General features: G+C 62.1%; 19 protein-coding genes and 1 pseudogene. 14 read left to right on the forward strand and 6 right to left on the reverse strand.

Annotated elements, in window-relative coordinates; genetic code table 11:
• Nucleotides 1–191: 191 nt before the first annotated feature.
• From C0058_RS06890 to C0058_RS06925, 8 genes are all read left to right on the forward strand, one after another.
• Nucleotides 192–1,271: a serine hydrolase gene (locus C0058_RS06890; RefSeq protein ID WP_102368266.1), complete on the forward strand. Its 1,080-nt coding sequence runs from the start codon at nt 192–194 to the stop codon at nt 1,269–1,271.
• Nucleotides 1,268–1,582, forward strand: a complete 315-nt coding sequence (locus tag C0058_RS06895; protein ID WP_102368267.1) for an amidase — start codon at nt 1,268–1,270, stop codon at nt 1,580–1,582. The genes C0058_RS06890 and C0058_RS06895 overlap by 4 nt, the downstream gene beginning before the upstream one ends.
• A gap of 129 nt (nt 1,583–1,711) precedes the next feature.
• A complete protein-coding gene (locus tag C0058_RS06900) occupies nt 1,712–2,887 on the forward strand; it encodes a M20 aminoacylase family protein (RefSeq protein ID WP_102368268.1) in 1,176 nt (391 codons plus the stop codon).
• A 57-nt stretch (nt 2,888–2,944) separates the two neighbouring features.
• Complete coding sequence (locus C0058_RS06905; RefSeq protein ID WP_102368269.1) at nt 2,945–4,255, forward strand: citrate-proton symporter; 1,311 nt, start codon at nt 2,945–2,947, stop codon at nt 4,253–4,255.
• Entirely contained in the window at nt 4,252–5,694 is a 1,443-nt protein-coding gene (locus C0058_RS06910) for an amidase (protein WP_102368270.1), read from the forward strand. Before C0058_RS06905 ends, C0058_RS06910 begins: the two co-directional genes overlap by 4 nt.
• 64 nt (nt 5,695–5,758) lie before the next feature.
• Nucleotides 5,759–6,529 carry a helix-turn-helix domain-containing protein gene (locus C0058_RS06915; RefSeq protein WP_003209157.1) on the forward strand — a complete coding sequence of 257 codons (771 nt, stop codon included), beginning with the start codon at nt 5,759–5,761 and terminating at the stop codon, nt 6,527–6,529.
• 160 nt (nt 6,530–6,689) lie between these two features.
• Nucleotides 6,690–7,271 (forward strand): YceI family protein, encoded by a 582-nt coding sequence (locus C0058_RS06920; protein ID WP_008430888.1) that lies wholly within the window; start codon nt 6,690–6,692, stop codon nt 7,269–7,271.
• Nucleotide 7,272: 1 nt separating this feature from the next.
• A complete protein-coding gene (locus C0058_RS06925) occupies nt 7,273–8,430 on the forward strand; it encodes a phosphatidylserine/phosphatidylglycerophosphate/cardiolipin synthase family protein (RefSeq protein ID WP_008430889.1) in 1,158 nt (385 codons plus the stop codon).
• 51 nt (nt 8,431–8,481) lie between these two features.
• On the opposite strand, the gene C0058_RS06930 is transcribed toward C0058_RS06925, so the two are convergent.
• Together C0058_RS06930 and bglX are read right to left on the reverse strand one after the other, a co-directional pair.
• Nucleotides 8,482–9,423, reverse strand: coding sequence for an IS110 family transposase (locus tag C0058_RS06930; protein WP_371316509.1), 942 nt, complete (start codon nt 9,421–9,423; stop codon nt 8,482–8,484).
• A gap of 312 nt (nt 9,424–9,735) precedes the next feature.
• Nucleotides 9,736–12,027, reverse strand: coding sequence for a beta-glucosidase BglX (bglX, locus tag C0058_RS06940; protein ID WP_008430891.1), 2,292 nt, complete (start codon nt 12,025–12,027; stop codon nt 9,736–9,738).
• Nucleotides 12,028–12,241: 214 nt separating this feature from the next.
• Between bglX and C0058_RS06945 the strand changes: the two genes are divergently transcribed.
• The 4 genes from C0058_RS06945 to C0058_RS06960 are packed head-to-tail and all read left to right on the forward strand — an operon-like array spanning nt 12,242 to nt 15,483.
• A complete protein-coding gene (locus C0058_RS06945) occupies nt 12,242–12,850 on the forward strand; it encodes a LemA family protein (protein ID WP_003209150.1) in 609 nt (202 codons plus the stop codon).
• Nucleotides 12,850–13,578, forward strand: coding sequence for a YgcG family protein (locus C0058_RS06950; protein ID WP_003209148.1), 729 nt, complete (start codon nt 12,850–12,852; stop codon nt 13,576–13,578). The genes C0058_RS06945 and C0058_RS06950 overlap by 1 nt, the downstream gene beginning before the upstream one ends.
• A 28-nt stretch (nt 13,579–13,606) precedes the next feature.
• Nucleotides 13,607–14,224 (forward strand): TPM domain-containing protein, encoded by a 618-nt coding sequence (locus tag C0058_RS06955; protein ID WP_003209147.1) that lies wholly within the window; start codon nt 13,607–13,609, stop codon nt 14,222–14,224.
• A 41-nt stretch (nt 14,225–14,265) separates the two neighbouring features.
• Nucleotides 14,266–15,483 (forward strand): SAM-dependent methyltransferase, encoded by a 1,218-nt coding sequence (locus C0058_RS06960; protein WP_102368273.1) that lies wholly within the window; start codon nt 14,266–14,268, stop codon nt 15,481–15,483.
• Nucleotides 15,484–15,495: 12 nt separating this feature from the next.
• Here the strand turns inward: C0058_RS06960 and C0058_RS06965 are convergent.
• A pseudogene (locus C0058_RS06965) lies at nt 15,496–16,492 on the reverse strand (DMT family transporter).
• A gap of 324 nt (nt 16,493–16,816) precedes the next feature.
• On the opposite strand from C0058_RS06965, the gene C0058_RS06970 reads away from it, so the two are divergent.
• Nucleotides 16,817–17,398: a DJ-1/PfpI family protein gene (locus C0058_RS06970; protein WP_008430897.1), complete on the forward strand. Its 582-nt coding sequence runs from the start codon at nt 16,817–16,819 to the stop codon at nt 17,396–17,398.
• Nucleotides 17,399–17,414: 16 nt separating this feature from the next.
• On the forward strand, nt 17,415–17,732 hold the full coding sequence (locus C0058_RS06975; protein WP_003209138.1) for a ribbon-helix-helix domain-containing protein: 318 nt from the start codon (nt 17,415–17,417) through the stop codon (nt 17,730–17,732).
• A gap of 105 nt (nt 17,733–17,837) precedes the next feature.
• Here the strand turns inward: C0058_RS06975 and C0058_RS06980 are convergent, their stop codons facing one another.
• From C0058_RS06980 to C0058_RS06990, 3 genes are all read right to left on the reverse strand, one after another.
• On the reverse strand, nt 17,838–20,396 hold the full coding sequence (locus C0058_RS06980; protein WP_003209136.1) for a TonB-dependent receptor: 2,559 nt from the start codon (nt 20,394–20,396) through the stop codon (nt 17,838–17,840).
• 128 nt (nt 20,397–20,524) lie between these two features.
• On the reverse strand, nt 20,525–21,493 hold the full coding sequence (locus tag C0058_RS06985; protein ID WP_102368274.1) for a FecR domain-containing protein: 969 nt from the start codon (nt 21,491–21,493) through the stop codon (nt 20,525–20,527).
• The gene (locus tag C0058_RS06990; protein ID WP_087692632.1) at nt 21,490–22,029 is read right to left on the reverse strand and encodes an RNA polymerase sigma factor; all 540 of its coding nucleotides are present in this window, start codon (nt 22,027–22,029) and stop codon (nt 21,490–21,492) included. Before C0058_RS06990 ends, C0058_RS06985 begins: the two co-directional genes overlap by 4 nt.
• Nucleotides 22,030–22,188: the final 159 nt, after the last annotated feature.

A 22,188-nucleotide genomic window follows, 5' to 3' on the forward strand; every position in this document is an offset into this window, starting at 1 on the left:
GCGAGGTGCCGAGTGGTGGGGCAAGAGCGTTTTGCTTACTTTTGCGCTGTTCAAAAGTGAGCCGCTGTAAGAGCGGAACCCATATCAGCCATCACCCAAATAACGGATATGTACTCACCCCAGGGTCCGTAACAAAACCGTCATCCCCCTGGGCTAGGCTCGCGGGCTTGAATGCCCCCGAGTCCCAATCCATGTTCAAAGGCCTCCTATACGCCGCGCTGCTGTTCACCCTGACAGCCCACGCCGAAACCTGGCCGGAGAAGGAATGGTCCCAAGGCCAGCCCCTGACCGGCCCGGCCGCCAAGGCCTTGGACGACTACGCCTTCCCACCCCGCGACGACACCAGCCGCAAAGGCGTCCGCACCGACGCCTTGCTGGTCATCCGCGACGGCCAGATCATCTACGAACGCTACGCCGCCCCCATCACCGCCAGCACCCCGCACCTGACCTGGTCCATCAGCAAAAGCCTGATGGCCACCGTGCTCGGCGTGGCCTTCGGCGAAAACCGCTTCAAACTCACCGACCCCGCCGCGCGCTTTTACCCGCCGATGAAACAACACCCCGGCGTGACCATGGCCGACCTGCTGCACTGGGCCTCGGGCCTCGACTGGCAGGAAGACTACGAATACGCCCCGCTGAAATCCTCGGTGGTCGCCATGCTCTACACCCGCGGCCACCACGACATGGCCGAGTTCGCCGCCGACACCGCGACCTCCAGCGCCCCCGGCCAGGCATTCCGCTATTCCAGTGGCGACAGCAATATCCTGTCCGCCACCCTCAAGGGCATGCTCGGCCACAAGGCCTACGTCGACTACCCATGGACCGCCCTGTTCCAGCCACTGGGCATCCACAACGCCACCTGGGAAAGCGATGCCGAGGAAACCTTCGTCGCGTCCTCATATGCCTACCTCACCGCCCGCGACCTGGCCCGTGTCGGCCTGCTGATGCAGCGCGACGGCCGTTGGGGCGAGCAACAGTTGCTGCCCAAGGAGTGGGTCGCGTTCAATCGCCAACCGTTCGACAAGTACAAGGCGGGCCAGGACGAAGCCGTTCCGGGCGGCCAATGGTGGCTCAACCGCGAAGTGCAGGGTGCCGCCAGACCCTGGCCGGACGCGCCCGCCGACACCTTCGCCGCCCTCGGCCACTGGGGGCAGGCGCTCTACGTGATGCCCGAAAAACAGCTGGTCATCGTGCGCTATGGCGACGACCGCGACGGCAGCTATCGCCACAACGAACTCCTCAAACGCGTCCTTGCAGCGGTGCAACCATGATCCGCCGTCATCCCTTCGTCAGCCTGTTGATCCTGCTGTTACTCGTGTTGCTCGGCTGGGTCTGGCACGAGCGGGTCAACCTGCAAGACTTCCCCGACATCATCGCGGCCTACACCGCCAAGGAGTACTGCTCCTGCCGATATGTGGAGGGCAATCCCGCTGATTATTGCCAGGGTTATGTGAAGCAATACGTGCCCACCAGCGCCTTCACCGACAACCCTGAAAAACACCTCGTGACCGCCAGCGGCCTGGGCCGCACCCACAGTGCCCAATGGCTGGGCCAACGCGAGGGCTGCCGCCTCTTGCCCTAATGCAGCCACAGGTGGGGCTGAGGTTCCACAGGGTGGAACCACCTTTGATTGTCCTCCTGCGCACATCGCGGTTATCTGGCGGTGTGCAACGAAAAAGAACGGGAACACCCGCCTGCGAGGAGAATCACCATGAGCCCACACCAGCACATCCTGGATTGGCTGAGCGATGTCGCCAGCGACCTGCACGCCGTGCGTCAGGACATTCACGCCCACCCCGAACTGGGTTTTGAAGAAAACCGCACCTCCGCCCTGGTGGCGCAATCCCTGCGTAACTGGGGCTACGAAGTCCATACCGGCATCGGCCAGACCGGCGTGGTGGGTGTGCTGCGCAATGGCAGCAGCTCGCGCAAGCTCGGTATCCGCGCCGACATGGACGCGTTGCCGATCATCGAAAACACCGGCGCCAGCTACAGCAGCCAACACGCCGGCTGCATGCATGCCTGCGGTCATGACGGCCACACCACCATGCTGCTGGGCGCCGCGCGTTACCTGGCCGCGACCCGTCAATTCGACGGCACCCTGAACCTGATTTTCCAGCCCGCCGAAGAAGGCCAGGGCGGCGCCGAAGCGATGCTCGCCGACGGCTTGCTGGAGCGGTTTCCCTGCGATGCACTGTTCGGCATGCACAACATGCCGGGCCTGCCCGCCGGCCATCTGGGCCTGCGCGTTGGACCGATGATGGCCTCCCAGGACCTGCTCACCGTGACCCTCGAAGGCGTCGGTGGCCATGGCTCCATGCCGCACCTGACGGTCGACCCGCTGGTGGCCGCCGCCAGTATGGTCATGGCATTGCAGACCGTGGTGGCGCGCAATATCAATGCCCAGGAAGCCGCCGTGGTGACCGTCGGTGCCCTGCAAGCGGGCCAGGCGGCCAACGTGATTCCCCAGCAAGCACTGTTGCGTTTGAGCCTGCGTGCCCTGGATGCAAACGTGCGTGAACTGATGCTGGAGCGGGTCAAGGCGATCATCCTGACCCAGGCCGCGAGCTTCGGCTGCACCGCGCAGATCGAACATCGCCCGGCCTATCCGGTGCTGGTCAACCATCCCGAAGAAACCGTATTCGCCCGCCAGGTCGGCGTCGCCCTGCTGGGTGAAGATGCCGTCGACGGCGACACCACCAAGCTGATGGGCAGCGAAGACTTCGCCTGGATGCTGCAACGCTGCCCCGGCAGCTACCTGTTTATCGGCAACGGCGTGTCGCGGCCGATGGTCCACAACCCCGCCTATGACTTCAACGACGACATCCTGTTGACCGGCGCCGCCTACTGGGGCGCGCTGGCCGAGAGCTGGCTCAAGCCCGCCTGACGACCTCTTTTTTCTGCCGCTGGACCCTTTCCCAACAGGTTGAATGGAGTGTTCCTCATGCAGACTGCAAAACAGGGCGTATCCCGCACCCGCCAGGTCGTGGCGGCGGTGATCGGCAATGCGCTGGAATGGTATGACTTCATCGTTTACGGCTTTCTCGCCAGCATCATCGCCCGGCAATTTTTCCCGTCGGAGGATGAATACGCCTCGCTGCTGATGGCCCTGGCCACCTTTGGCGTCGGCTTCTTCATGCGCCCGGTGGGCGGGATTCTGCTGGGCATGTATTCGGACCGCAAAGGCCGCAAGGCCGCGATGCAACTGATCATCCGGTTGATGACCATCTCCATCGCCCTGATCGCTTTCGCCCCCAGCTATGCTGCCATCGGCATGGGCGCGCCGATGCTGATCGTGGTTGCGCGCATGCTCCAGGGCTTTGCCACCGGCGGTGAATACGCCAGTGCCACGGCGTTCCTGGTGGAGAGCGCGCCGGCCCATCGCAAGGGCCTGTACGGTTCCTGGCAGTTGGTGGGACAGTGCCTGGCGGTGTTCGGCGGCGCGGCGATGGTGGCGTTGGTCACGCACTTCTTCGAGCCGCAAACCCTTGAAGTCTGGGGCTGGCGCCTGCCGTTCATTTTCGGCTTGCTGATCGGCCCGGTGGGCTTGTGGATCCGCCGGCACATGGAAGACCCCGAGGAATTTATCGAGGCACGCAAACAGGCCAAGGGTGCGGCGCCGAGCTTGATGGACGTCATCCGCGACCACCGCCGCAGCATCTTGGTTTCGATGGGCCTGGCCTGTGGTGCAACGGTGTCGTTCTACGTGGTGCTGGTGAACATGCCGACCTTTGCCCACAAGAACCTCGGCCTGCCGCTGGACCAGGTGTTGATGGTGCAGATGTTCGCGGTGGCGCTGATGACCGTGGTGATTCCGCTGTCCGGCCTGCTGTCGGATCGGTTCGGTCGGCGCCCGGTATTGATGGCGTTCACCCTGGCGTTTTTTGTGATGGTGTACCCGCTGTATGTGTGGGTCGCGGCGGCACCGTCCATCGAGCGTTTGCTGGTGATGCAGGTGATGTTGTGCACTGCCATCGGCGGCTTTTTCGGCCCGGCGCCGACGGCCCTGGCCGAGCAGTTTCCCATCGAAGTACGCTCCACCGGGGTGTCGGTGGCTTACAACGTGGCGGTGATGGTATTCGGGGGCTTTGCGCCGTTGATCGTCACCTGGCTCAGCAAGGTGCTGGGCACGCCGGTAGCCCCGGCATTTTATGTGCTGTTCGCTTGCGTCCTGACGCTGCTGGGCACTTACTGCATGCATGAGGCGCCACGGGCGAAACGACCGGCGCCGTTTTCCAGCGAGGTGAAACCTTGAGTATTGTTGAACTGGATGCCATCGAACTGTCTCGGGCGATCCATGCGCGGCAGGTGTCCTGCCATGAAGTGATGCAGGCGTATCTGGCCCAGGTCGAACGCTTCAACCCGACGGTGAATGCGCTGGTCTCGCTGCGCTCCCATGAGGACGTGCTGGCCGAAGCGGCGCAGCGTGATCGCGAGTTGGACCAAGGCCAATCCCGTGGCTGGATGCACGGCATGCCCCAGGCCATCAAGGACCTGGCGGCGACCCAGGGCCTGCGCACCACCCTCGGTTCGCCGCTGTTCGCCGAGCATGTTCCTCAAGAAGATGCGATCAGCGTGGCGCGGGTTCGGGCCAGTGGCGCGATCATCATCGGCAAGACCAACGTGCCGGAATTTGGCCTGGGCTCGCAGACCTACAACAGCGTGTTCGGCACCACCGGCAACGCCTATGACCCGCGCCTGGTGGCCGGTGGCAGCAGCGGCGGCGCGGCGGTGGCGCTGGCATTGCGCATGCTGCCGGTAGCGGATGGCAGCGACATGATGGGCTCGCTGCGAAACCCGGGGGCGTTCAATAACGTATTTGGCCTGCGTCCGTCCCAGGGGCGGGTGCCTCACGGGCCGGCGCCGGAGCTGTTCGTCCAGCAACTGGCCACGGAAGGCCCGATGGGTCGCAGCGTGGCGGATGTGGCGCGGCTGCTGAGTGTGCAGGCTGGCTATGACCCTCGGGTGCCGCTGTCGCTCAAGGAGGATCCGGCGATGTTTGGCGAGCCGTTGCAGCGCGACTTCAAGGGTGCACGCTTGGGCTGGCTCGGGGATTACAACGGTTACCTGCCGATGGAAGACGGCGTGATGAGCCTGTGCGAATCGGCCCTCAAGGACTTCGCTGCGCTGGGTTGCGAGGTCGAGCACTGCCAACCGGAATTTTCTCTGGAACGCCTGTGGCAGACCTGGCTGGTGCACCGCCATTGGCTGATCCAGGGCTCCCTCGGCGCGGCCTACGCCGACCCGCAAAAACGTGCACTGCTCAAGCCGGAGGCGCAATGGGAAGTGCAGGGCGGATTGCAACTGAGTGCGGCGGACGTTTACCAGGCTTCGATCAACCGCAGCGACTGGTACCGCGCCCTCGGCAAACTGTTCGAACGTTACGATTTCCTGTTGCTGCCCACCGCCCAAGTGTTCCCTTTCGATGCACAACAAGCCTGGCCACGCCTCGTCGCAGGGCGCGAGATGGACACCTACCACCGCTGGATGGAAGTGGTGATCGGCCCCACACTGGCCGGCCTGCCGAGCATGAACGTGCCGGTGGGTTTCAACCCCCAGGGCTTGCCCATGGGCCTGCAGATCATCGGCCCGGCCCAGGCGGACAGGGCAGTGTTGCAACTGGCGTACGCCCACGAACAACTGACCCGCTGGGTGCAGCGGCGCCCACCCGCTTGCCTCTCGGCGACCGGTTGAGCCGCGACGGGCCTGTATCTTGCTGTGAAATCAGATCATCCATCGGCATCAAGGAGATCGACACATGGGCAGCGACGCCGAGACGGGAACCGTACGCTCAGTAGGGCGGGCACTGGCGATCATCGAATTGCTCGGCGAGCATCAGGCGCTGGGGCTGGAAGAGTTGCATTACCTGACTCACCTGCCCAAGGCCACGGTCTCGCGGATGCTGCTGACCTTGCAGGAACAGGGCTGGATCTATCGTGGGCTCAGCGACCGGCGTTACCGCCTGCGGGCCAGACGGTTGTTCGGCGACACCCAGCAACGCTTCAAGCGCCAACTGGTGGAAAGCGCCGCGCCGTGGCTGCTGGACCTCAGCGAGCGCACCGGCCTGGTGGTGGACCTGTCGAGCTTCGACGGCGAGCGCCTGGAGGTGATGGAAAGCGCGATCCCCACGGTGCTGCGCAAGCTCTACCCGAACAATTGCCAGATCGTCGGCCAGCACGCCAGCCTGTTTCATTCGGCCATGGGCAAGGCGTGCCTGGCGCAATTGTCGGCGGATGAAGTGCAGCGCCTGGCCGGTCGTGAGCATGTGGCGGAAGACGATCAATACCGGGCGTGTGAACAATCCCAGCACCAGGGGTTTGGCCAACGCACCGAAGGCTACTGGGAATACCCGGTGCGCCTGCCGTTCCTGATTCGCGCGGTGGCCTTGCCGGTGCGGGCCAATGGCCGGTTGGTGGGCAGCATGGCGCTGCATTGGCCGATGGATCAGGCACCGGTGGAACGGGTGCTGAGCCTGCACCTGGCCAGCCTGGAGTCGACGATTCGCGATGTGCAGCAGGCGTTGGCCTGACCACCGTTCCCCCGTAGGAGCGAGCTTGCTCGCGAAGAACTCACAGGCACCGCGTTCATTCAGAATGCCCGCGTCATCGTTGGCAACCTTCGCGAGCAAGCTCGCTCCTACAGGAGGTCTTTGTTACTGTTCGCCCAGGTTTTTTGCCCCAAGAGTCTTTATGTCCCTGTTCAAACCCATGGCCTTCCTGCTGCTGGCCGCTGCCGCCGTGCCTGCCCACGCCGACTGGTACCTGGACAACGAGTCCTCGCGCCTGTCGTTCGTCACCACCAAGAACACCGACATCGCTGAAGTGCAGCGCTTCCTGGTGCTGCATGGCAAGGTCGACAGCAAAGGCGCGGCGCAGCTGGAAGTCGAACTGGAGTCGATCAACAGCGGCATCCCGCTGCGCGACGAGCGCATGCGCAATGAGCTGTTCGAGATCAAGACCTACCCGGACGCGGTGATCAATGCGCAGATCAACCTGCAACCGATCAACGACCTGGCCCCCGGCGCGCAATACGAGCTGCGCCTGCCGCTGTCGGTGACCCTGCACGGCAAGACCCAGACCTACAGCACCGAATTGCTGGCGACCCGCCTGGATGACCGACGCTTCCAGGTGGTCACCCTGGAGCCATTGGTGGTGCACGCCGAGGATTTCGATTTGCTGCCGGGGGTAGCCGCATTGCGCAAGGCCGCCGGGCTGTCGCAGATCAGCCTGTCGGTGCCGGTGGGTGCGGTACTGATTTTCACGGCGCGCTGACATGAGCGGCGCAGTGTTCCCGTGGCGCAGCGCCAACCGTTTCGAGCTGATGGTCGACGGCCCGAGTTTCTTCCCACGCATGCTGGAAGGTATCGCCCAGGCTGAGCAACAGGTGGCGCTGGAGCTGTATCTGGTGGAGGCGGGCGCGTGTGCCGAGGCGATGGTTCAGGCCCTGGTGGCGGCCGCCGAACGTGGCGTGCGCGTACGTTGCCTGTTCGATGACTACGGCAGCCTGGCGTTTACCCTGGGCCTGCGTCGGCGGTTGATCGATGCCGGGGTGGACCTGCGATTCTACAACCGCCTGAGCTGGCGCCGCTGGATGCGCAACCTCTATCGGGACCACCGCAAGCTGTTGTTGATCGACCAGACCATCGCCGTGGTTGGCGGCACCGGCGTGACGGATGAATTCTGGACGCCTGGGGAAGACACCGCCGATTGGCACGAAGTGATGGTGCAGATTCGTGGCCCGCTGGTGCTGGATTGGCAGGCGTTGTTCGACCGTCAGTGGCTGGCGAACGACGATCGTAGAGCCTGGAAACCGGCCACGCATTTTGGCCTGCCACGGTTGCCCAAGGTGCCAGCGACAGGACCGGGGCTGGGGCGTGTGGCCTATGCCGACGCCCGCCAGCATCGGGATATCTTGCAGTCACTGATCCGCGCGTTGAACAGCGGCCACCAGCGTATCTGGCTGGCCACGCCGTATTTCCTGCCGACCTGGAGCGTACGGCGTGCCCTGCGCCGGGCGGCGGGGCGCGGGGTGGATGTGCGTTTGCTGTTGACCGGGCCACGTACCGATCACCCGTCGGTGCGGTATGCCGGGCACCGTTACTACCCGCGTTTGCTCAAATCCGGGGTGCAGATCTTTGAATACCAGCCGTGCTTCCTGCACTTGAAAATGGTGCTGGTGGATGATTGGGTGAGCATTGGCTCGTGCAACTTCGACCACTGGAATCTGCGCTTCAACCTGGAAGCGAACCTGGAAGCGTTGGACCCGGAATTGACGTTGGCAGTGGTGGGGAGTTTCGAGCGGGATTTTGCCCTGAGCCAGGCGGTGAGCCTTGAGGCATGGCAGTCGCGGCCGTTGTGGCGGCGGGTGAAGCAGCGGGTGTGGGGGTGGATTGATCGGTTGGTGGTCAACCTGCTGGACCGCCGCGGATAAGCCAGAATACCCCAATCAAATGTGGGAGATTCTATGGTTGAGGGGCAACCCTCAACCAACCTTTGGTTGGTATTCGCTTTGTCCTTTTAGCAAGGCAAATACCACTCGAGCAAGCTTGCGGGCCAGCATTACCAGCACCTGAGTGGTGCTGTAACCCCGCGCCCGTTGCGCTTGATAAAACTCCTTCCATGCAGCCGTTCGGCTAGCTGCCATCGCTGCGTTGTGCAAAAGACGCCGAGCTTCTGAGTCGCCACGTTTGCTCAAGCTACGACGATTATCTTTCTGTCCTGACTTAGAAACGCGTAAATCCATGCCCAAGAAGGCGATGAAAGCGTCTGCGTTTCTAAAATCACCTCGTTGAAAGCTAGTAACCAAGCGGGCTCCAGTCAAAAAACCGATACCTTCAACTTTCAAGCAACGCTTTAGCTGATCCGACAGTCCAGCTTCTTTCAGGCGATCACCGATCATCTTTTCAATCAGGCCTTCTAGCTTTTGCATCGACTTCACCTGCTCGGTAAAAGAGGCCTTCAGTAACGGCTCATTCGCCCAGCTTTGAGTCAGGCTGACGCGTGCCTGGACCAGCGCCGCCCGGCGGCGGAAAAGACTCAAAAGCTGGCGATACAGAGGAGATGGCGGCGTCCAGGGACGAAGTTCATCGGCTTCGTTTTTTAAATAGCGAGCGAGCAATTTGGCATCCTGGGCGTCGGTTTTAGCCCGGATATTCACACCTTTACGATAATGGCTGAGCTCATATCCACCCACCATGTAGATCACGCAGCCAGCTTCATAGGCGAGATCAGCGAACTCCAAGTGATAGATGTTGGTAGCTTCAATCGCAACTGCCACGGTGCCCGGTAGGGCCTTCAGCCATTTTTTAATGGCGGTTTTGTTGTTCGGGATTACTTCCAGCAGATCGAGTTCGGCGTGGTAAATCACCAGCTCATTTTTAGCAACATCGACGCCAACGATCGGCTTTGAGACAGGAACTGGCATTGCCATGGGACTTCCTCCGGGCTATGGTTTTGAGCACTTGAAGGGCTCACCCAGAGGCGCAGGCTTGTTCCTATCGTCGGTCATAGCCAGATGCATTCTTTATCGGCGCTTGGGTGAAAGGAGGAGGGGCGAAATCTCCCACGGTCTGTACTGCGCCAACAGTCAGAATCGGGCTTTGTCCCTCCTCCTCCCTTCAAGTCCTAGCATACAAGCGGGCTTGCTCGCGAAAGCGGTGTGTCAGTCACCTGATGTATCAACTGATCCACCGCATTCGCGAGCAAGCCCGCTCCCACATTTTGACCGGGCAAGACTTTAGAGCAGTTCGAAGCTCTGCTGCTTCACATCCTGCGAATCCAACCCGATCTGCACATTGAACTCGCCCGGCTCAGCCGCAAACTTCAGCTGGGTGTTGTAGAACTTCAAGTCTTCCTCGGTGATGGTGAAGTGCACCGCGCGCTCTTCGCCCGCCTTGAGCATGATCTTCTGGAAGTTCTTCAATTCCTTCACCGGGCGGATCATCGAGCCGGCCACGTCCTGGATATACAGCTGCACCACGGTTTCGCCATCGACCTTGCCGGTGTTTTTCACCACCACGGTGGCGTCGAGCTTGCCGGTCTTGTTCAGGGTGGTGGACGACAGCGCCATGTCCGACAGGCTGAAACTGGTGTAGCTCAAGCCGTAACCGAACGGAAACAGCGGCCCGGTGGTGTCATCGAAGTACTGCGAGGTGTAGTTGCCCGGCTTGCCCGGAGTGAACGGCCGGCCAATGCTCAGGTGGTTGTAGTAGGTCGGAATTTGCCCCACCGAACGCGGGAAGGTGATCGGCAGCTTGCCCGACGGGTTGTAGTCACCGAACAGCACGTCAGCGATAGCGTTGCCGCCTTCGGTGCCGGCGAACCAGGTTTCCAGGATTGCGTCAGCCTGTTCGTTCTCCTCGACAATCGACAGCGGACGGCCGTTCATCAACACCAGCACCAGCGGTTTGCCGGTGGCTTTCAAAGCCTTGATCAGGTCGCGCTGGCTCTGCGGGATGTTCAGGTCGGTGCGGCTCGACGATTCGTGGGACATGCCACGGGACTCGCCCACGGCGGCCACGACCACATCGGCGCCTTTGGCGGCCTTGACGGCTTCGTCGATCATGTCCTGGGACGAGCGCGGGTCATCCACTACTTCCGGGGCATCGAAGTTCAGGAAGTTGAGGTAGTCGACGACTTTCTTGTCGTTGGTGATATTGGCGCCACGGGCATAGATCACCTTGCCCTTGTCGCCGATCACGGCGTTCATGCCGTCCAGCAGGGTCACCGATTGCGCGGGTTTACCGGCAGCGGCCCAGCTGCCCATCATGTCGATCGGCGCCTTGGCCAGCGGGCCGACCAGGGCGATGGTCGCGTCCTTTTTCAACGGCAGGGTGTTGTTCCGGTTTTTCAGCAGCACCTGGCTGCGGCGTGCCACGTCACGTGCGTCGGCGCGGTGCAGGCGGCTTTCGGCGTAGGTGTCGGCCGGGTCATCCTCGGCCTTGCCGATGCGCAGGTACGGGTCGGCGAACAGGCCCATGTCGTACTTGGCGCCGAGCACTTCGCGCACGGCATTGTCGATGTCGCTCTGTTCGATCTCGCCGGACTTCAGCAGGCCGGGCAATTCCTTGCCGTAGAGCGAGTCGTTCATGCTCATGTCGATGCCGGCCTTGATCGCCAGCTTGGCGGCTTCACGCCCGTCCTTGGCCACGCCGTGCTTGATCAGCTCGAAGATCGCACCGTGGTCGCTCACGGCCAGGCCCTTGAAGCCCCAGTCCTTGCGCAGCAGGTCGTTCATCAGCCAGGTGTTGGCGGTGGCGGGTACGCCGTTGATCGAGTTCAGCGCAACCATCACGCCACCGGCGCCAGCCTTGATGGCGGCGTGGTAGGGCGGCAGGTAGTCCTGGTACATCTTGACCGGGCTCATGTCGACCACGTTGTAGTCGCGACCGCCTTCCACCGCGCCATACAGGGCGAAGTGCTTGACGCTGGCCATGATGCTGTCGGCCTTGGCCGGGCTGCTGCCCTGGAAGGCCTTGACCATCACTTCGGCAATGCGCGAGGTCAGGTAGGTGTCTTCGCCAAAGCCTTCGGAGGTACGGCCCCAGCGCGGGTCGCGGGAGATGTCGACCATTGGCGCAAAGGTGATGTCGAGGCTGTCGGCGGCAGCTTCCTGGGCGGCGATGCGCCCGGAGTGGCCGATGGCGTCCATGTCCCAGCTGGAAGCCAGGGCCAGGCTGATGGGGAATATCGTGCGGTGGCCGTGGATCACGTCATAGGCGAAGAACATCGGGATCTTCAACCGGCTGCGCATGGCTGCGTCCTGCATCGGACGGTTTTCCGGGCGGGTGATCGAATTGAAGGTGCCGCCGATGCGACCGGCGGCGATTTCCTTGCGGATCAGTTCGCGGGGCATTTCGGGGCCGATGCTGATCAGGCGCAATTGGCCGATCTTTTCATCGAGGGTCATTTGCTTGAGCAGGTCACTGACGAAGGCGTCCTTGTCCTTGAGCACTGCGGGCTTTGTTTCGGCTAATACGGAATGAGTGGCCAAACTGACAACAAGGCCCAGCAAACACAGCTTCTTCATGAAAATCCTTTCTCGCAGCCTTGGGACCGGAGAGCGTCTATTGTTGTTCGGGTGTTGTTCAGATAAATACCGCACACTTCTGAACTCTTATTGGCGCTGGGCATCTTTTAGCTGATTGGCACGATGCAATCCAGTGGGTGGTGGCGGATTATGCCCTAAGCCCGTGGCTAACGCGTCAGTCGGTAAATTTCATAGGTTTGGCAGGAGAAACACCATGCAAGCAGCACAAGGTTACCGTTGGGGCTGGAAGGCCGTGGCATTGATACTGGTGAGCACCGTGCTGAGCGGTTGCGGCATCAACAAGATCCCGACCCTGGACGAACAGGCCAAGGCGGCCTGGGCCCAGGTGCAGAACCAGTACCAGCGGCGCGCTGACCTGATCCCCAACCTGGTGGAAGTGGTCAAGGGCTACGCCGCCCATGAACAGGACACCCTGACGGCCGTGATCGAAGCGCGGGCCAAGGCCACCTCGATCCAGGTGGACGCCAGCACCCTCGACAATCCCGAGAAACTCAAGCAGTTCCAGCAAGCCCAGGACGGTTTGAGCGGTGCACTCAGCCGTTTGATGGTGGTGTCCGAGCGCTACCCGGACCTGAAGGCCAACCAGAACTTCCTGGCCCTGCAATCGCAGCTTGAAGGCACCGAAAATCGCATCGCCGTGGCCCGCCGCGACTTTATCCAGGCAGTGCAGGCCTACAACACCGAGATCCGCACCTTCCCTGGCCGCCTGTGGCACAGCGTGATGTACAGCGACTTGCCGGTCCGCGCCAACTTCGAGGCCACGAGTGCCGATGCCGATAAAGCGCCGCAAGTGAAATTCTGATGGGCAAGCGCGCTTGGCTGATGGCGGCGGTGCTGCTGGCCTTCAGCCTGACCGCCCAGGCCGCCCTGAATTTCCCGGCCCTGACCGGACGGGTGGTGGACAACGCCCAGATGATCGACCCGGCCGTGCGTGCGCAGCTGACCCAGCAGTTGCAGGCGCTGGAGCAGACCAGCGGCGACCAGATCGTGGTGGTCACCGTGCCCGACCTGCAAGGCGTGCCCATTGAAGACTTCGGTTATCAACTGGGCCGCGCCTGGGGCATCGGCCAGAAGGGCAAGGACAACGGCGCCCTGCTGATCGTCGCCCGGGATGAGCACAAGATTCGCATCGAAGTGGGTTATGGCCTGGAAGGCGTACTCACGGATGCGCAGTCCTGGGTGATCATCAACCAGGTGATCGCCCCGGCGTTCAAGGCGGGCAACTACAGCAAGGGCATCAGTGACGGCGTGGCGGCGATGCTGCAGGTGGTGGGCGGCGATCCGCTGGCCGTGCCGGCGCATGTGTCCGAGGCCAACTTCGCCAAGCAAAACCCGGGCATTTCCATTGGCCTGTTCATCCTGTTGCTGGCAGTGTTGTGGCTGTGCAATCGCATGGGCCTGCCCGTTGGCGCTATCCTGCTGGCGATTCTCAGCAGCAGCGGTCGTGGCGGCGGGGGAGGCGGTGGCGGTGGTGGCTTCAGGGGCGGCGGCGGTGGTTTTGGCGGCGGTGGCGCCTCGGGCGGCTGGTAATGACAATAACTAGAGAGCATCAACAACCATGGCATTACTGAGTCAACACGAGCAACGCCAGGTCGCCGAGGCGATCGCCCGGGTCGAGCAACAGACCGACGCCGAACTGGTGACCGTGCTCGCGGCCCGCGCCGACGACTACGCCTACATCCCGCTGTTGTGGGCCAGCCTGCTGGCGCTGGTGGTGCCGGGGATCATCCACTACCTGTCGGGCTGGTTGACCATGTACACCTTGCTGCTGGCGCAGTGGGGCACGTTCGTCGTGCTGTGCCTGGTGTTCCGTTTGCCCAGGGTCACCACGCGACTGATCCCGCGCTCGGTGCGCCATTGGCGCGCGTCCAACCTGGCACGGCGGCAGTTTCTCGAGCAGCACCTGCACCACACGCTGGGCAGCACCGGGGTGCTGATTTTTGTCAGTGAGGCCGAGCGGTATGTGGAAATCCTGGTGGACAAGGGGATATCCAGTCGCCTGGATGACAGCAGTTGGGATGCGATCGTCAAGGACTTCACCCGCCAGGTGAAGCAAGGCCAGACGTTGGCCGGGTTTGTGGCGTGTATTGAGGCTTGCGGGGAATTGCTCAGGGAGCACGTTCCGGTGACCCACGCACGCAATGAGCTGCCGAATCGGTTGGTGGTGTTGGAGTAGTGTAAAATTCCCGGCATTCCCTGCCCGAGGCGTTTTTGTTCATGTCTGCCACCGCTAAACCTGCCAGCCCCGCGCCGGATCATCACGCGCAGTTCCTTGAACTGCTGAGCGCGAGCCTTGAGCAAAACGCCTTTATCAAGCTGGTGCTGGCCAAGTATGTCGGCACCGAGCCTGATCTTCAGAAGCTGATCATCAAGCAGCTGACGGTCAAGGATCAGCCTTGCCTGTCCTTCGTCTATCGCTACAAGACCCGCGACATCACCAAGAACTTCTCCCTGGCCGACGGCGTGGCGGCAATTGCCGAGTTGTTGCCGGCGGCGTTCAAGAATGCGCACCTGCTGTCGGTGACCGACGAAGCCCAGCTGGAATACAGCAAGAAAAACAAAAGCTCACTGTTCAAAAGCAAGCCGCAGCAACTGCGCGAAGCGCCGTCTGCCGAGCACAACCGCGAGAAGAATCGCTTCCTGGACCTGACCCGGCCCTTCCTCGCCGACCTTGGCGTGACCAACGCCAAACACGAGCTGATCCCGGCGATGTCGCGCAAGTGGAAGCAGATCAACAAGTTCATCGAAGTGTTCAGCCATGCGCTGACCACCTCGCCGCTGAAGCTGGACCAGCCGGTGCGGGTCGCGGACTTTGGCTCGGGCAAGGGCTACCTGACGTTTGCCATCCACGACTACCTGCGCAACACCCTCAACGCCGAGGGCGAAGTCACCGGCGTGGAACTGCGCGAAGACATGGTGACCCTGTGCAACAACGCCGCCGCCCGCCTGGACCACCCGGGGCTGGTGTTCAAGTGCGGGGATGTGCGCAGCGTCGCGCCCAGCGAGCTGGACGTGATGATCGCCCTGCATGCCTGCGACATCGCCACCGACTACGCGATTCACACCGGCATCCGCTCCGGTGCGTCGATCATCATGTGCTCGCCGTGCTGCCACAAGCAGATTCGCCTGCAGATCCAGAGCCCGGCGCTGCTCAAGCCGATGCTGCAATACGGCCTGCACCTGGGCCAGCAGGCGGAAATGGTCACCGACAGTTTGCGCGCGTTGTTCCTTGAAGCGTGCGGCTATGAGACCAAGGTGTTTGAGTTCATCTCGTTGGAGCACACCAACAAGAACAAGATGATCCTGGCGGTGAAGCGTGCCGAGCCGGTGGACAACGCTCAACTCCTGGAGAAAATCCAGGAGCTCAAGGCGTTCTACAACATCACCGAACATTGCCTGGAAACCCTGCTGCGGGCGGAAGGTTACCTCGCCTGAGTACGACGCAAATCAAAAATGTGGGAGCGGGCTTGCTCGCGAAAGCGGTGTGTCAGTCACCTGATGTATCAACTGACCCACCGCATTCGCGAGCAAGCCCGCTCCCACATTAGATCGCGCTAGCCTTGGGAGCTGGCGCAGGCTTCACGCTGGTCTTGCGCCCCAACATCACCGTCACAATCACCCCGCAGGCAAACAGCCAGGTAATCGGCTCGATGTGTTCACCAAAAAACAGCGCCGAAAACGCGATGGTGAAAAAGATCTGCAACAGCTGAATCTGGCTGACCCGGGCGATGCCACCCATGGCGAGCCCGGCGTACCACGCAAAGAACCCCAGAAACTGCGAAAACAACGAGACATAACCAAACGCCCACCAGGTGCGCATGGAGATCGGCCCTTCGTGTTGCAGCGCCAGGTAGGCCACCGGCCCGATCAATACCGGCGTCGACAGCACCAGCGCCCAGCAGATTACCTGCCAGCCGCCCATCTCCTTGGCCAACCGGCCGCCTTCGGCATAACCCAGGCCACCCACGGCAATCGCCCCGAGCATCAACAGGTCGCCCGCCTGGATGCTGCCGGCTCCGGTGATCAACGCATAACTCAGCACCAGCGCACTGCCCAGCGCCGCGCAGGCCCAGAAGGCCTTCGACGGACGTTCATGGGACAGCCACGCCGCATACAGCGCCACGCACAGCGGCTGCAACCCGTTGACCAGCGCGCCATGGGACGCGGGCAAGGTTTGCATGGCCCAGGCCGACAACACCGGGAAACCCAGGATCACCCCGGCAATCACCAGCGTCAGGCCGCGCACCTGGCGCCAGGTGGGCCAGCGCTCACGGCGCCACAGCAACAACGCCGCCGCCGGCACCGCCGCGAACAACGCCCGGCCCAGGCCATTGAGCAACGGGTGGATTTCCTGCACCACGATACGGGTGAAGGGCAGGGTGAGGCTGAAGATGACGACGCCCAGCAGGCCGAGGGCCATGCCGGTATTTTCGCGGGAGCTCATGGAAGGAACCAGAATCGAATGGGCCGGAAGTGGACGTTCATCTAGCCACAAAGCCCCGCGAACACGGGCTTACAGCTAGGTGCAGATTGAGCCGTACAGTTTTGAACGGGCGACTCGGTTCATGTGGGAGCTGTCGAGCCTTGGCGAGGCTGCGATGGGATCAACGCAGTTTACCTGTCAGGCCGAGGTGTCTGCATCGCGGGCAAGCCCGGCTCCCACACAAGCCGGGGTGCTGATGTAGTAGCGGGCCATTACCCGGATCAAGCCTGCGGGTCTATCTTGGCTACTCCTGTCTGCCCAACCGTTCAACCGGAGGAATGTCCCATGGCCGCGAAAAAAATCCTGATGCTGGTCGGCGATTACGTCGAAGACTATGAAGTGATGGTGCCGTTCCAGGCGCTGCTGATGGTGGGGCATACCGTGCACGCCGTGTGCCCGGACAAGGCTGCCGGCCAGACCGTGCGCACGGCGATCCACGACTTCGAAGGCGACCAGACCTACAGCGAAAAGCCCGGGCACCTGTTCGCCCTGAATGCGGATTTTGCCAAGGTGAACGCCGCCGACTACGACGCGCTGCTGGTGCCGGGTGGCCGTGCCCCTGAGTACCTGCGGCTGAACGAAAAGGTCCTGCAACTGGTCAAGGATTTCGATCAGGCTGGCAAACCCATCGCTGCCGTGTGCCATGGCGCTCAACTGCTGGCGGCTGCCGGGATCCTGGAAGGCCGAGAGTGCAGCGCCTACCCGGCGTGCGGGCCGGAGGTACGACTGGCGGGCGGTACGTTCATCGATATCCCGGTGACCGACAGCCACGTTCAAGGCAATCTGGTGACGGCCCCGGCGTGGCCGGCGCACCCAAGCTGGCTCGCGGGTTTCCTCGGCCTGCTGGGCACCAAAATCACCCTGTAAAGCGGAGGTCATCGCCATGTGCGAACTGTACGTCAAGGCCGACCCGATTCTGTACGAATCCCGCTCGCGCTCCCTGCGCATCTGCGGCGTGGTGACCACCGTGCGCCTGGAAAACCAGTTCTGGGACATCCTCAGCGAGATCGCCGAGGTGGATGGGATGACCACCAATCAACTGATCGCCAAGCTGTATGAAGAAGTGATGGATTACCGCGGCGAAGTGGTGAATTTTGCTTCGTTCTTGCGGGTGAGTTGCACGCGGTATTTGAGCAAGCAGCGGGTTCACGCCCCAGAGCTCAGCCTTGTGAATACAAGAAATGGCGCGCAGAAGATCTGAATGTGGGAGCGGGCTTGCTCGCGAAGGCGGTGTGTCAGGTAACTCATGTACCGACTGATCCAGCGCTTTCGCGAGCAAGCCCGCTCCCACATTGATTAGGTGGGGTCAGAAGAACCGCGTCACACTGATCTTCGCATCCCGGCCCTTGGTGTAGGCGCGGTCGCCGCTCAGGGCCGGTCGGAAGTTGTTGTTGAACAGGTTGTCTACGGTGAAGTTCACCTCGGTACCCTTGAGGTAAGCCTGTTGCGGCTTCCAGCTGGCGAACAGGCCTTGCGTGTTGTAGCGCTTGTTGCCGTACTGGTCGTAGAACAGGTCGCCGATGCTGGTGCCCGGGCCGCCGGAATACTTGTCGCTCGGCAGGCGGCTGGTGGCGCCGATGAACTGCCCTTGCCAGCCTACCCGCATATCCAGGCTCGGGATCTTGGTGCCGAGCACCACCACCCATTTGGTTGGCGGAATGTCCCGCGCCCAGACGTCCGGCCCCCACGGGTTGGTGTAGGCGCCTTCATGTTTACCGGTGGTGTAGGCGAACGATACCGAGCCGAACACGTAGGTGGAGTCATAGAAACTCTCGGCCTCGAAACCCTTGATGGTCATGCCGCCGATGTTGCGGTAGTTGGACATCGCGCCCGGCGGGCAGGCGCTGGAAATCGTCCCGCCGTTGACCGCCTGGTTCTGGCAGCCCACGCCTGTGGCCTTGAAGATTTCGTCCTCGACCTTGTTGTGGAACAGCGTGGTACGCAGTTGCAGGTTGTCGCCGTGGGCGAACACATCGGCGAAGCTGGTGACGTTGCCCAGGGTGATGGAGGTGATGCGCTCCGGGTCCAGGTCCAGGCTGGTGGCGGTGCGGCTGCCCAGGCCCTGGACTTCATACTGCTCGTCGATCACTGGCGCACGCCAGGTGCGGCTCCAGTTGGCGAACATCGCTACGTTCGGGGTGATGGTCCAGTACGCCGCCAGGCGTGGCGACCAGCCGGTGTAAGTGCGGTCGCTGTAGTCATGGCCGATGGCCGGGTCCGGGTTGCTGTAGTACGGCGCGTCGTTGGCCTCGCCGCGGTTGCGCACATGGTCATAGCGCATCGACGGGGTAATGGTCACATCGCCCAGCGTCACCGCGTCCTGGATAAAGAAGCTGTTGGTGTCGACCTTGCCATGGGGCATGAAGCCCGGCTGGAAGTGCCCGTAGTTGTATTTCGGGGTGTTGTAGGTGGCGCCGGGCATCCACATTTCGGTTTCCCGGGTGTGCTTGCGGATTTGCACACCGGTGGTCACCGCGTGCTGCAACGCACCGGTGGAAAACAGGCTGACGTTGCGTACGTCGAGGTTCTTGTCGTTATAGGAGGTGTCCATCTTGCGCCCGCCGGTGGCCAACTGGAAAAACGCCGTGGCGTCGCGCTCGTCGGTCTGGTCGGTATTGGATTCGGAGTACTTGATGGTCAAGTCCACCAGCGGGTTATTCATCGGCTGGTATTCGTACTTGCCGGACCAGGTGGTGTCGACGGTATTGCGGTTGGCCAGGAAGCGTTTCAGCGCGGCTTCGTAGCCATAGCGGTCGATGTTGGCCTGGGTCGGCGGCGTCGGGTAGCTGGCGGCAGAGAAGGGCGTCCAGCGCTGGCTGTTGGAGCGCGAATACGACAGACCCAGGCTTTGCTCATCGGTGAAGTGAGCATTGAACTTGAACAGTTTGCCGTCCACATTCTGGGCGCTGTTGGGCAGGCGCTTGGGGTTGATCGGGTACTGGTTGTTGTCGTTGGGCAGGGTGGCAGCCAGTTTCATGTCGCCGCCGTCGCGCTGGGTCAGGTAGGCCAGCGCATCGAAGCGGCCGTCATCGGTACGCCCGTAAACGGCACTGCTGTAGACCTGCTCATGGTCGTTGCTGGAGTAGCCGTATTTGAGCATGGCACCGCTGTTGCGCCCGTCCTTGAGCAGGTCCGGGGCATCCTTGGTGGTCATGTTGACCGTACCGCCAAAGCCGCCGTTGCCGCTGAAGGGCGAGTTGGGGCCTTTCTCCACTTCGATGCTCTTGATCAGCTCGGGCTCGATAAACACAGTGCCCTGCTGGTAGCGCTCAAAGCCGCTTTTGGTTGCGCCATCGACGGTCAGCGGCACGTCTTCGGCGTCGCCGAAACCACGGATGTTGATGGTCTGGCCACCGGGCTTCAGCGAGCCGCCCTGGCTGATGCCGGGCAAGGTTTGCAGCAGGCTGGGAATGTTGTTGGACTGGTAGCGGTCGATGTCCGCCTGGGTCAGGGTGGAACGGCCGACGGTGGTGGAGTCGACCTCGTTGCCGGTGCCGATCACGCTCAGGGCGTCGAGCTGGATCGCGCTGCTGTTGGTGGTCTTGCCCTCTTCGGGGCGTACCACGTAAGTGCTGCCGACCTTGAGCAATACGAACTCGCCGTCCTTGAGCAGAGTGCGAATCGCCACTTCCGGTGTGAAGTCGCCATTGAGGGCTGGCGCCTGGATATTTTTCAGCAGCGCTTCATCGAACAGCAGCTGGATTTTCGCCTGCTGCGCCACCTGGCTCAGGGACGTGGCCAGGGACTGGGCCGGCAGTTGCAGCTTGAACGACTCTGCCTGGGCACTCAGGCTGAAGGCCAGGCAGGCGGCAATGGCGGTGGGTCGAAGAAACAGGTGCTGAACGTGGCAAGGCGCGCGAAACATGAAATCCCCCGGAGTAGCCAAATGGCCAGAAAGGTGTGCGTATCAAACGCAGACCCGAGGAAGACGCGGCAGGAAAAATAATCCTCACATGCGAATGCAAAATATTCTCAAATAAGAATTCCGCGGGGCTATTTGCGCGGTTCGATCCTGATATTGCCGTCGGCCAGGGCCACGGTTTTCACCGGCAATAGCGCCGGCAGGGCGTTGAGCAGGGCGTCCGGATCATTCACGTCCAGATTGCCCGAGACCTTCAGTTGCGCCACCGCGCTGTCCACCAGCAACGGCGCCTGGGGCCGGTACAGGCTCAACTCGTCCATCAGGCTGGCCAGCTCGCGATTACGAAACGACACGTGGCCGCCGCGCCAATCGGCGACCTCGCCGGCAGTGAGGGTTTGCTGCTGCAGCGTGCCCTTGGCATAACTGAACGTAGCGCGCTGATCGGCGCCGAGCAGGGTGGCCGGCAGCCTGGCATCCGGATCGAACGTCACTTGCCCATGGGCCACGCTGACCACCAGTTGCTGCTTGCTGCGCCGCACATCGAAGCCGGTGCCGACCACCCGCACATTGGCTTCACCGGCCTGCACGAACAGCGGACGCTCCTTGTCGGGCGCCACCTCGATATACAATTGGCCCTGATCCAGATGCACGATGCGCTGGTGACTGTTGAAGTCCACCCGCAGGCGCGTATTGGCGTTGACGTACAAGGTGCTGCCGTCAGGCAAATGCATGGTGCGCATTCCTTTGGCATGGGCCGCGACCTGGGCGTGGAACAGCTCGCGCGGGGCGCCGATGTTGCTCGTCAGCACGGCACACACCAATGCGGCAGCCACCGCCAGGGCCGGGCGCCAGGCGGGTGTCTTGCGCGCGGGCAGCGGTGTCGGTTTGTTCAGTTGCTGCAACTGCGCCAGGTCGGCCCACAGCTGTTCGAATTCGGCGTAGGCGCGGGCATTGGCCGGCTCGGACTGCCAGGCGGCAAACGCCTTGCGGTCGGCGCGACCGGCGTCATTGCGGTTGCGCGCAAACCAGCTGGCGGCCTGGGCATCGATGGAGTCGCTGGCCTCGATGTCACAGGTGTCGATGTCGCTCAGGCGGGTCATTCTGGCTGCTCCTTGCCCTGTTCTTGTTGAAGTCGCTGCTTGCAATGCAGCAAGGCAAAAGCGATGTGCTTTTCCACCATGCTGACCGAAACGCCCATGCGCTCGGCGATCTGCGCCTGGCTCAGGCCTTCGAAGCGGTGCAGCATAAGGGCTTCTCGTCTTCTCGGCGAGAGTTCAGAGAGGACTTCTTTCAACTGTTCCAGGCGTTGCAGGCGTTGCGCGGCGGCCATGGGATCGTCTCGCGAGTCGCTGACAGGTTCGGCATCCAGTTCGGCCTGTTGCTGGTGGACGGTGTGCCGCACCTTCTGTTTGCGCCAGTGATCGCGCAGCAGATTGCGCGCCATCTGGAACAGAAACGCCCGTGGCTGCTCGACCTGGGCCCGGTCGCGGTAGTCCAGCCATTGGGTGAAGACATCCTGGGTCATGTCTGCCGCGTCGCTGGCGTTGTCCGTGCGTTTACGCAGGAAATGCAGGATATCTGCATAAAACCCGCGAAAGGCATCGGCCGACAGCGGGTCGGGCTTGGGACGAGACATGGATATCCTTCTTGACGAAGCACGACGTGGAAAAGTCGTGAATGATATCGAGAATTATTGTCATTTGTCTCTATTGAAAATCCAAGGTTGGATGCGGACTAAATGTGGGAGCGGGCTTGCTCGCGAATGCGGTGAGTCAGTCGACCTATTAATTGACTG

This window comes from Pseudomonas sp. NC02 (assembly GCF_002874965.1).
GTDB lineage: Bacteria > Pseudomonadota > Gammaproteobacteria > Pseudomonadales > Pseudomonadaceae > Aquipseudomonas.

Coding starts and splice junctions, on each gene's coding strand:
- C0058_RS06890 (WP_102368266.1), top strand. CDS start 192: ATGTTCAAAGGCCTCCTATACGCCGCGCTGCTGTTCACCCTGACAGCC.
- C0058_RS06895 (WP_102368267.1), top strand. CDS start 1,268: ATGATCCGCCGTCATCCCTTCGTCAGCCTGTTGATCCTGCTGTTACTC.
- C0058_RS06900 (WP_102368268.1), top strand. CDS start 1,712: ATGAGCCCACACCAGCACATCCTGGATTGGCTGAGCGATGTCGCCAGC.
- C0058_RS06905 (WP_102368269.1), top strand. CDS start 2,945: ATGCAGACTGCAAAACAGGGCGTATCCCGCACCCGCCAGGTCGTGGCG.
- C0058_RS06915 (WP_003209157.1), top strand. CDS start 5,759: ATGGGCAGCGACGCCGAGACGGGAACCGTACGCTCAGTAGGGCGGGCA.
- C0058_RS06920 (WP_008430888.1), top strand. CDS start 6,690: ATGTCCCTGTTCAAACCCATGGCCTTCCTGCTGCTGGCCGCTGCCGCC.
- C0058_RS06925 (WP_008430889.1), top strand. CDS start 7,273: ATGAGCGGCGCAGTGTTCCCGTGGCGCAGCGCCAACCGTTTCGAGCTG.
- C0058_RS06930 (WP_371316509.1), bottom strand. CDS start 9,423: ATGCCAGTTCCTGTCTCAAAGCCGATCGTTGGCGTCGATGTTGCTAAA.
- bglX (WP_008430891.1), bottom strand. CDS start 12,027: ATGAAGAAGCTGTGTTTGCTGGGCCTTGTTGTCAGTTTGGCCACTCAT.
- C0058_RS06945 (WP_003209150.1), top strand. CDS start 12,242: ATGCAAGCAGCACAAGGTTACCGTTGGGGCTGGAAGGCCGTGGCATTG.
- C0058_RS06950 (WP_003209148.1), top strand. CDS start 12,850: ATGGGCAAGCGCGCTTGGCTGATGGCGGCGGTGCTGCTGGCCTTCAGC.
- C0058_RS06955 (WP_003209147.1), top strand. CDS start 13,607: ATGGCATTACTGAGTCAACACGAGCAACGCCAGGTCGCCGAGGCGATC.
- C0058_RS06960 (WP_102368273.1), top strand. CDS start 14,266: ATGTCTGCCACCGCTAAACCTGCCAGCCCCGCGCCGGATCATCACGCG.
- C0058_RS06970 (WP_008430897.1), top strand. CDS start 16,817: ATGGCCGCGAAAAAAATCCTGATGCTGGTCGGCGATTACGTCGAAGAC.
- C0058_RS06975 (WP_003209138.1), top strand. CDS start 17,415: ATGTGCGAACTGTACGTCAAGGCCGACCCGATTCTGTACGAATCCCGC.
- C0058_RS06980 (WP_003209136.1), bottom strand. CDS start 20,396: ATGTTTCGCGCGCCTTGCCACGTTCAGCACCTGTTTCTTCGACCCACC.
- C0058_RS06985 (WP_102368274.1), bottom strand. CDS start 21,493: ATGACCCGCCTGAGCGACATCGACACCTGTGACATCGAGGCCAGCGAC.
- C0058_RS06990 (WP_087692632.1), bottom strand. CDS start 22,029: ATGTCTCGTCCCAAGCCCGACCCGCTGTCGGCCGATGCCTTTCGCGGG.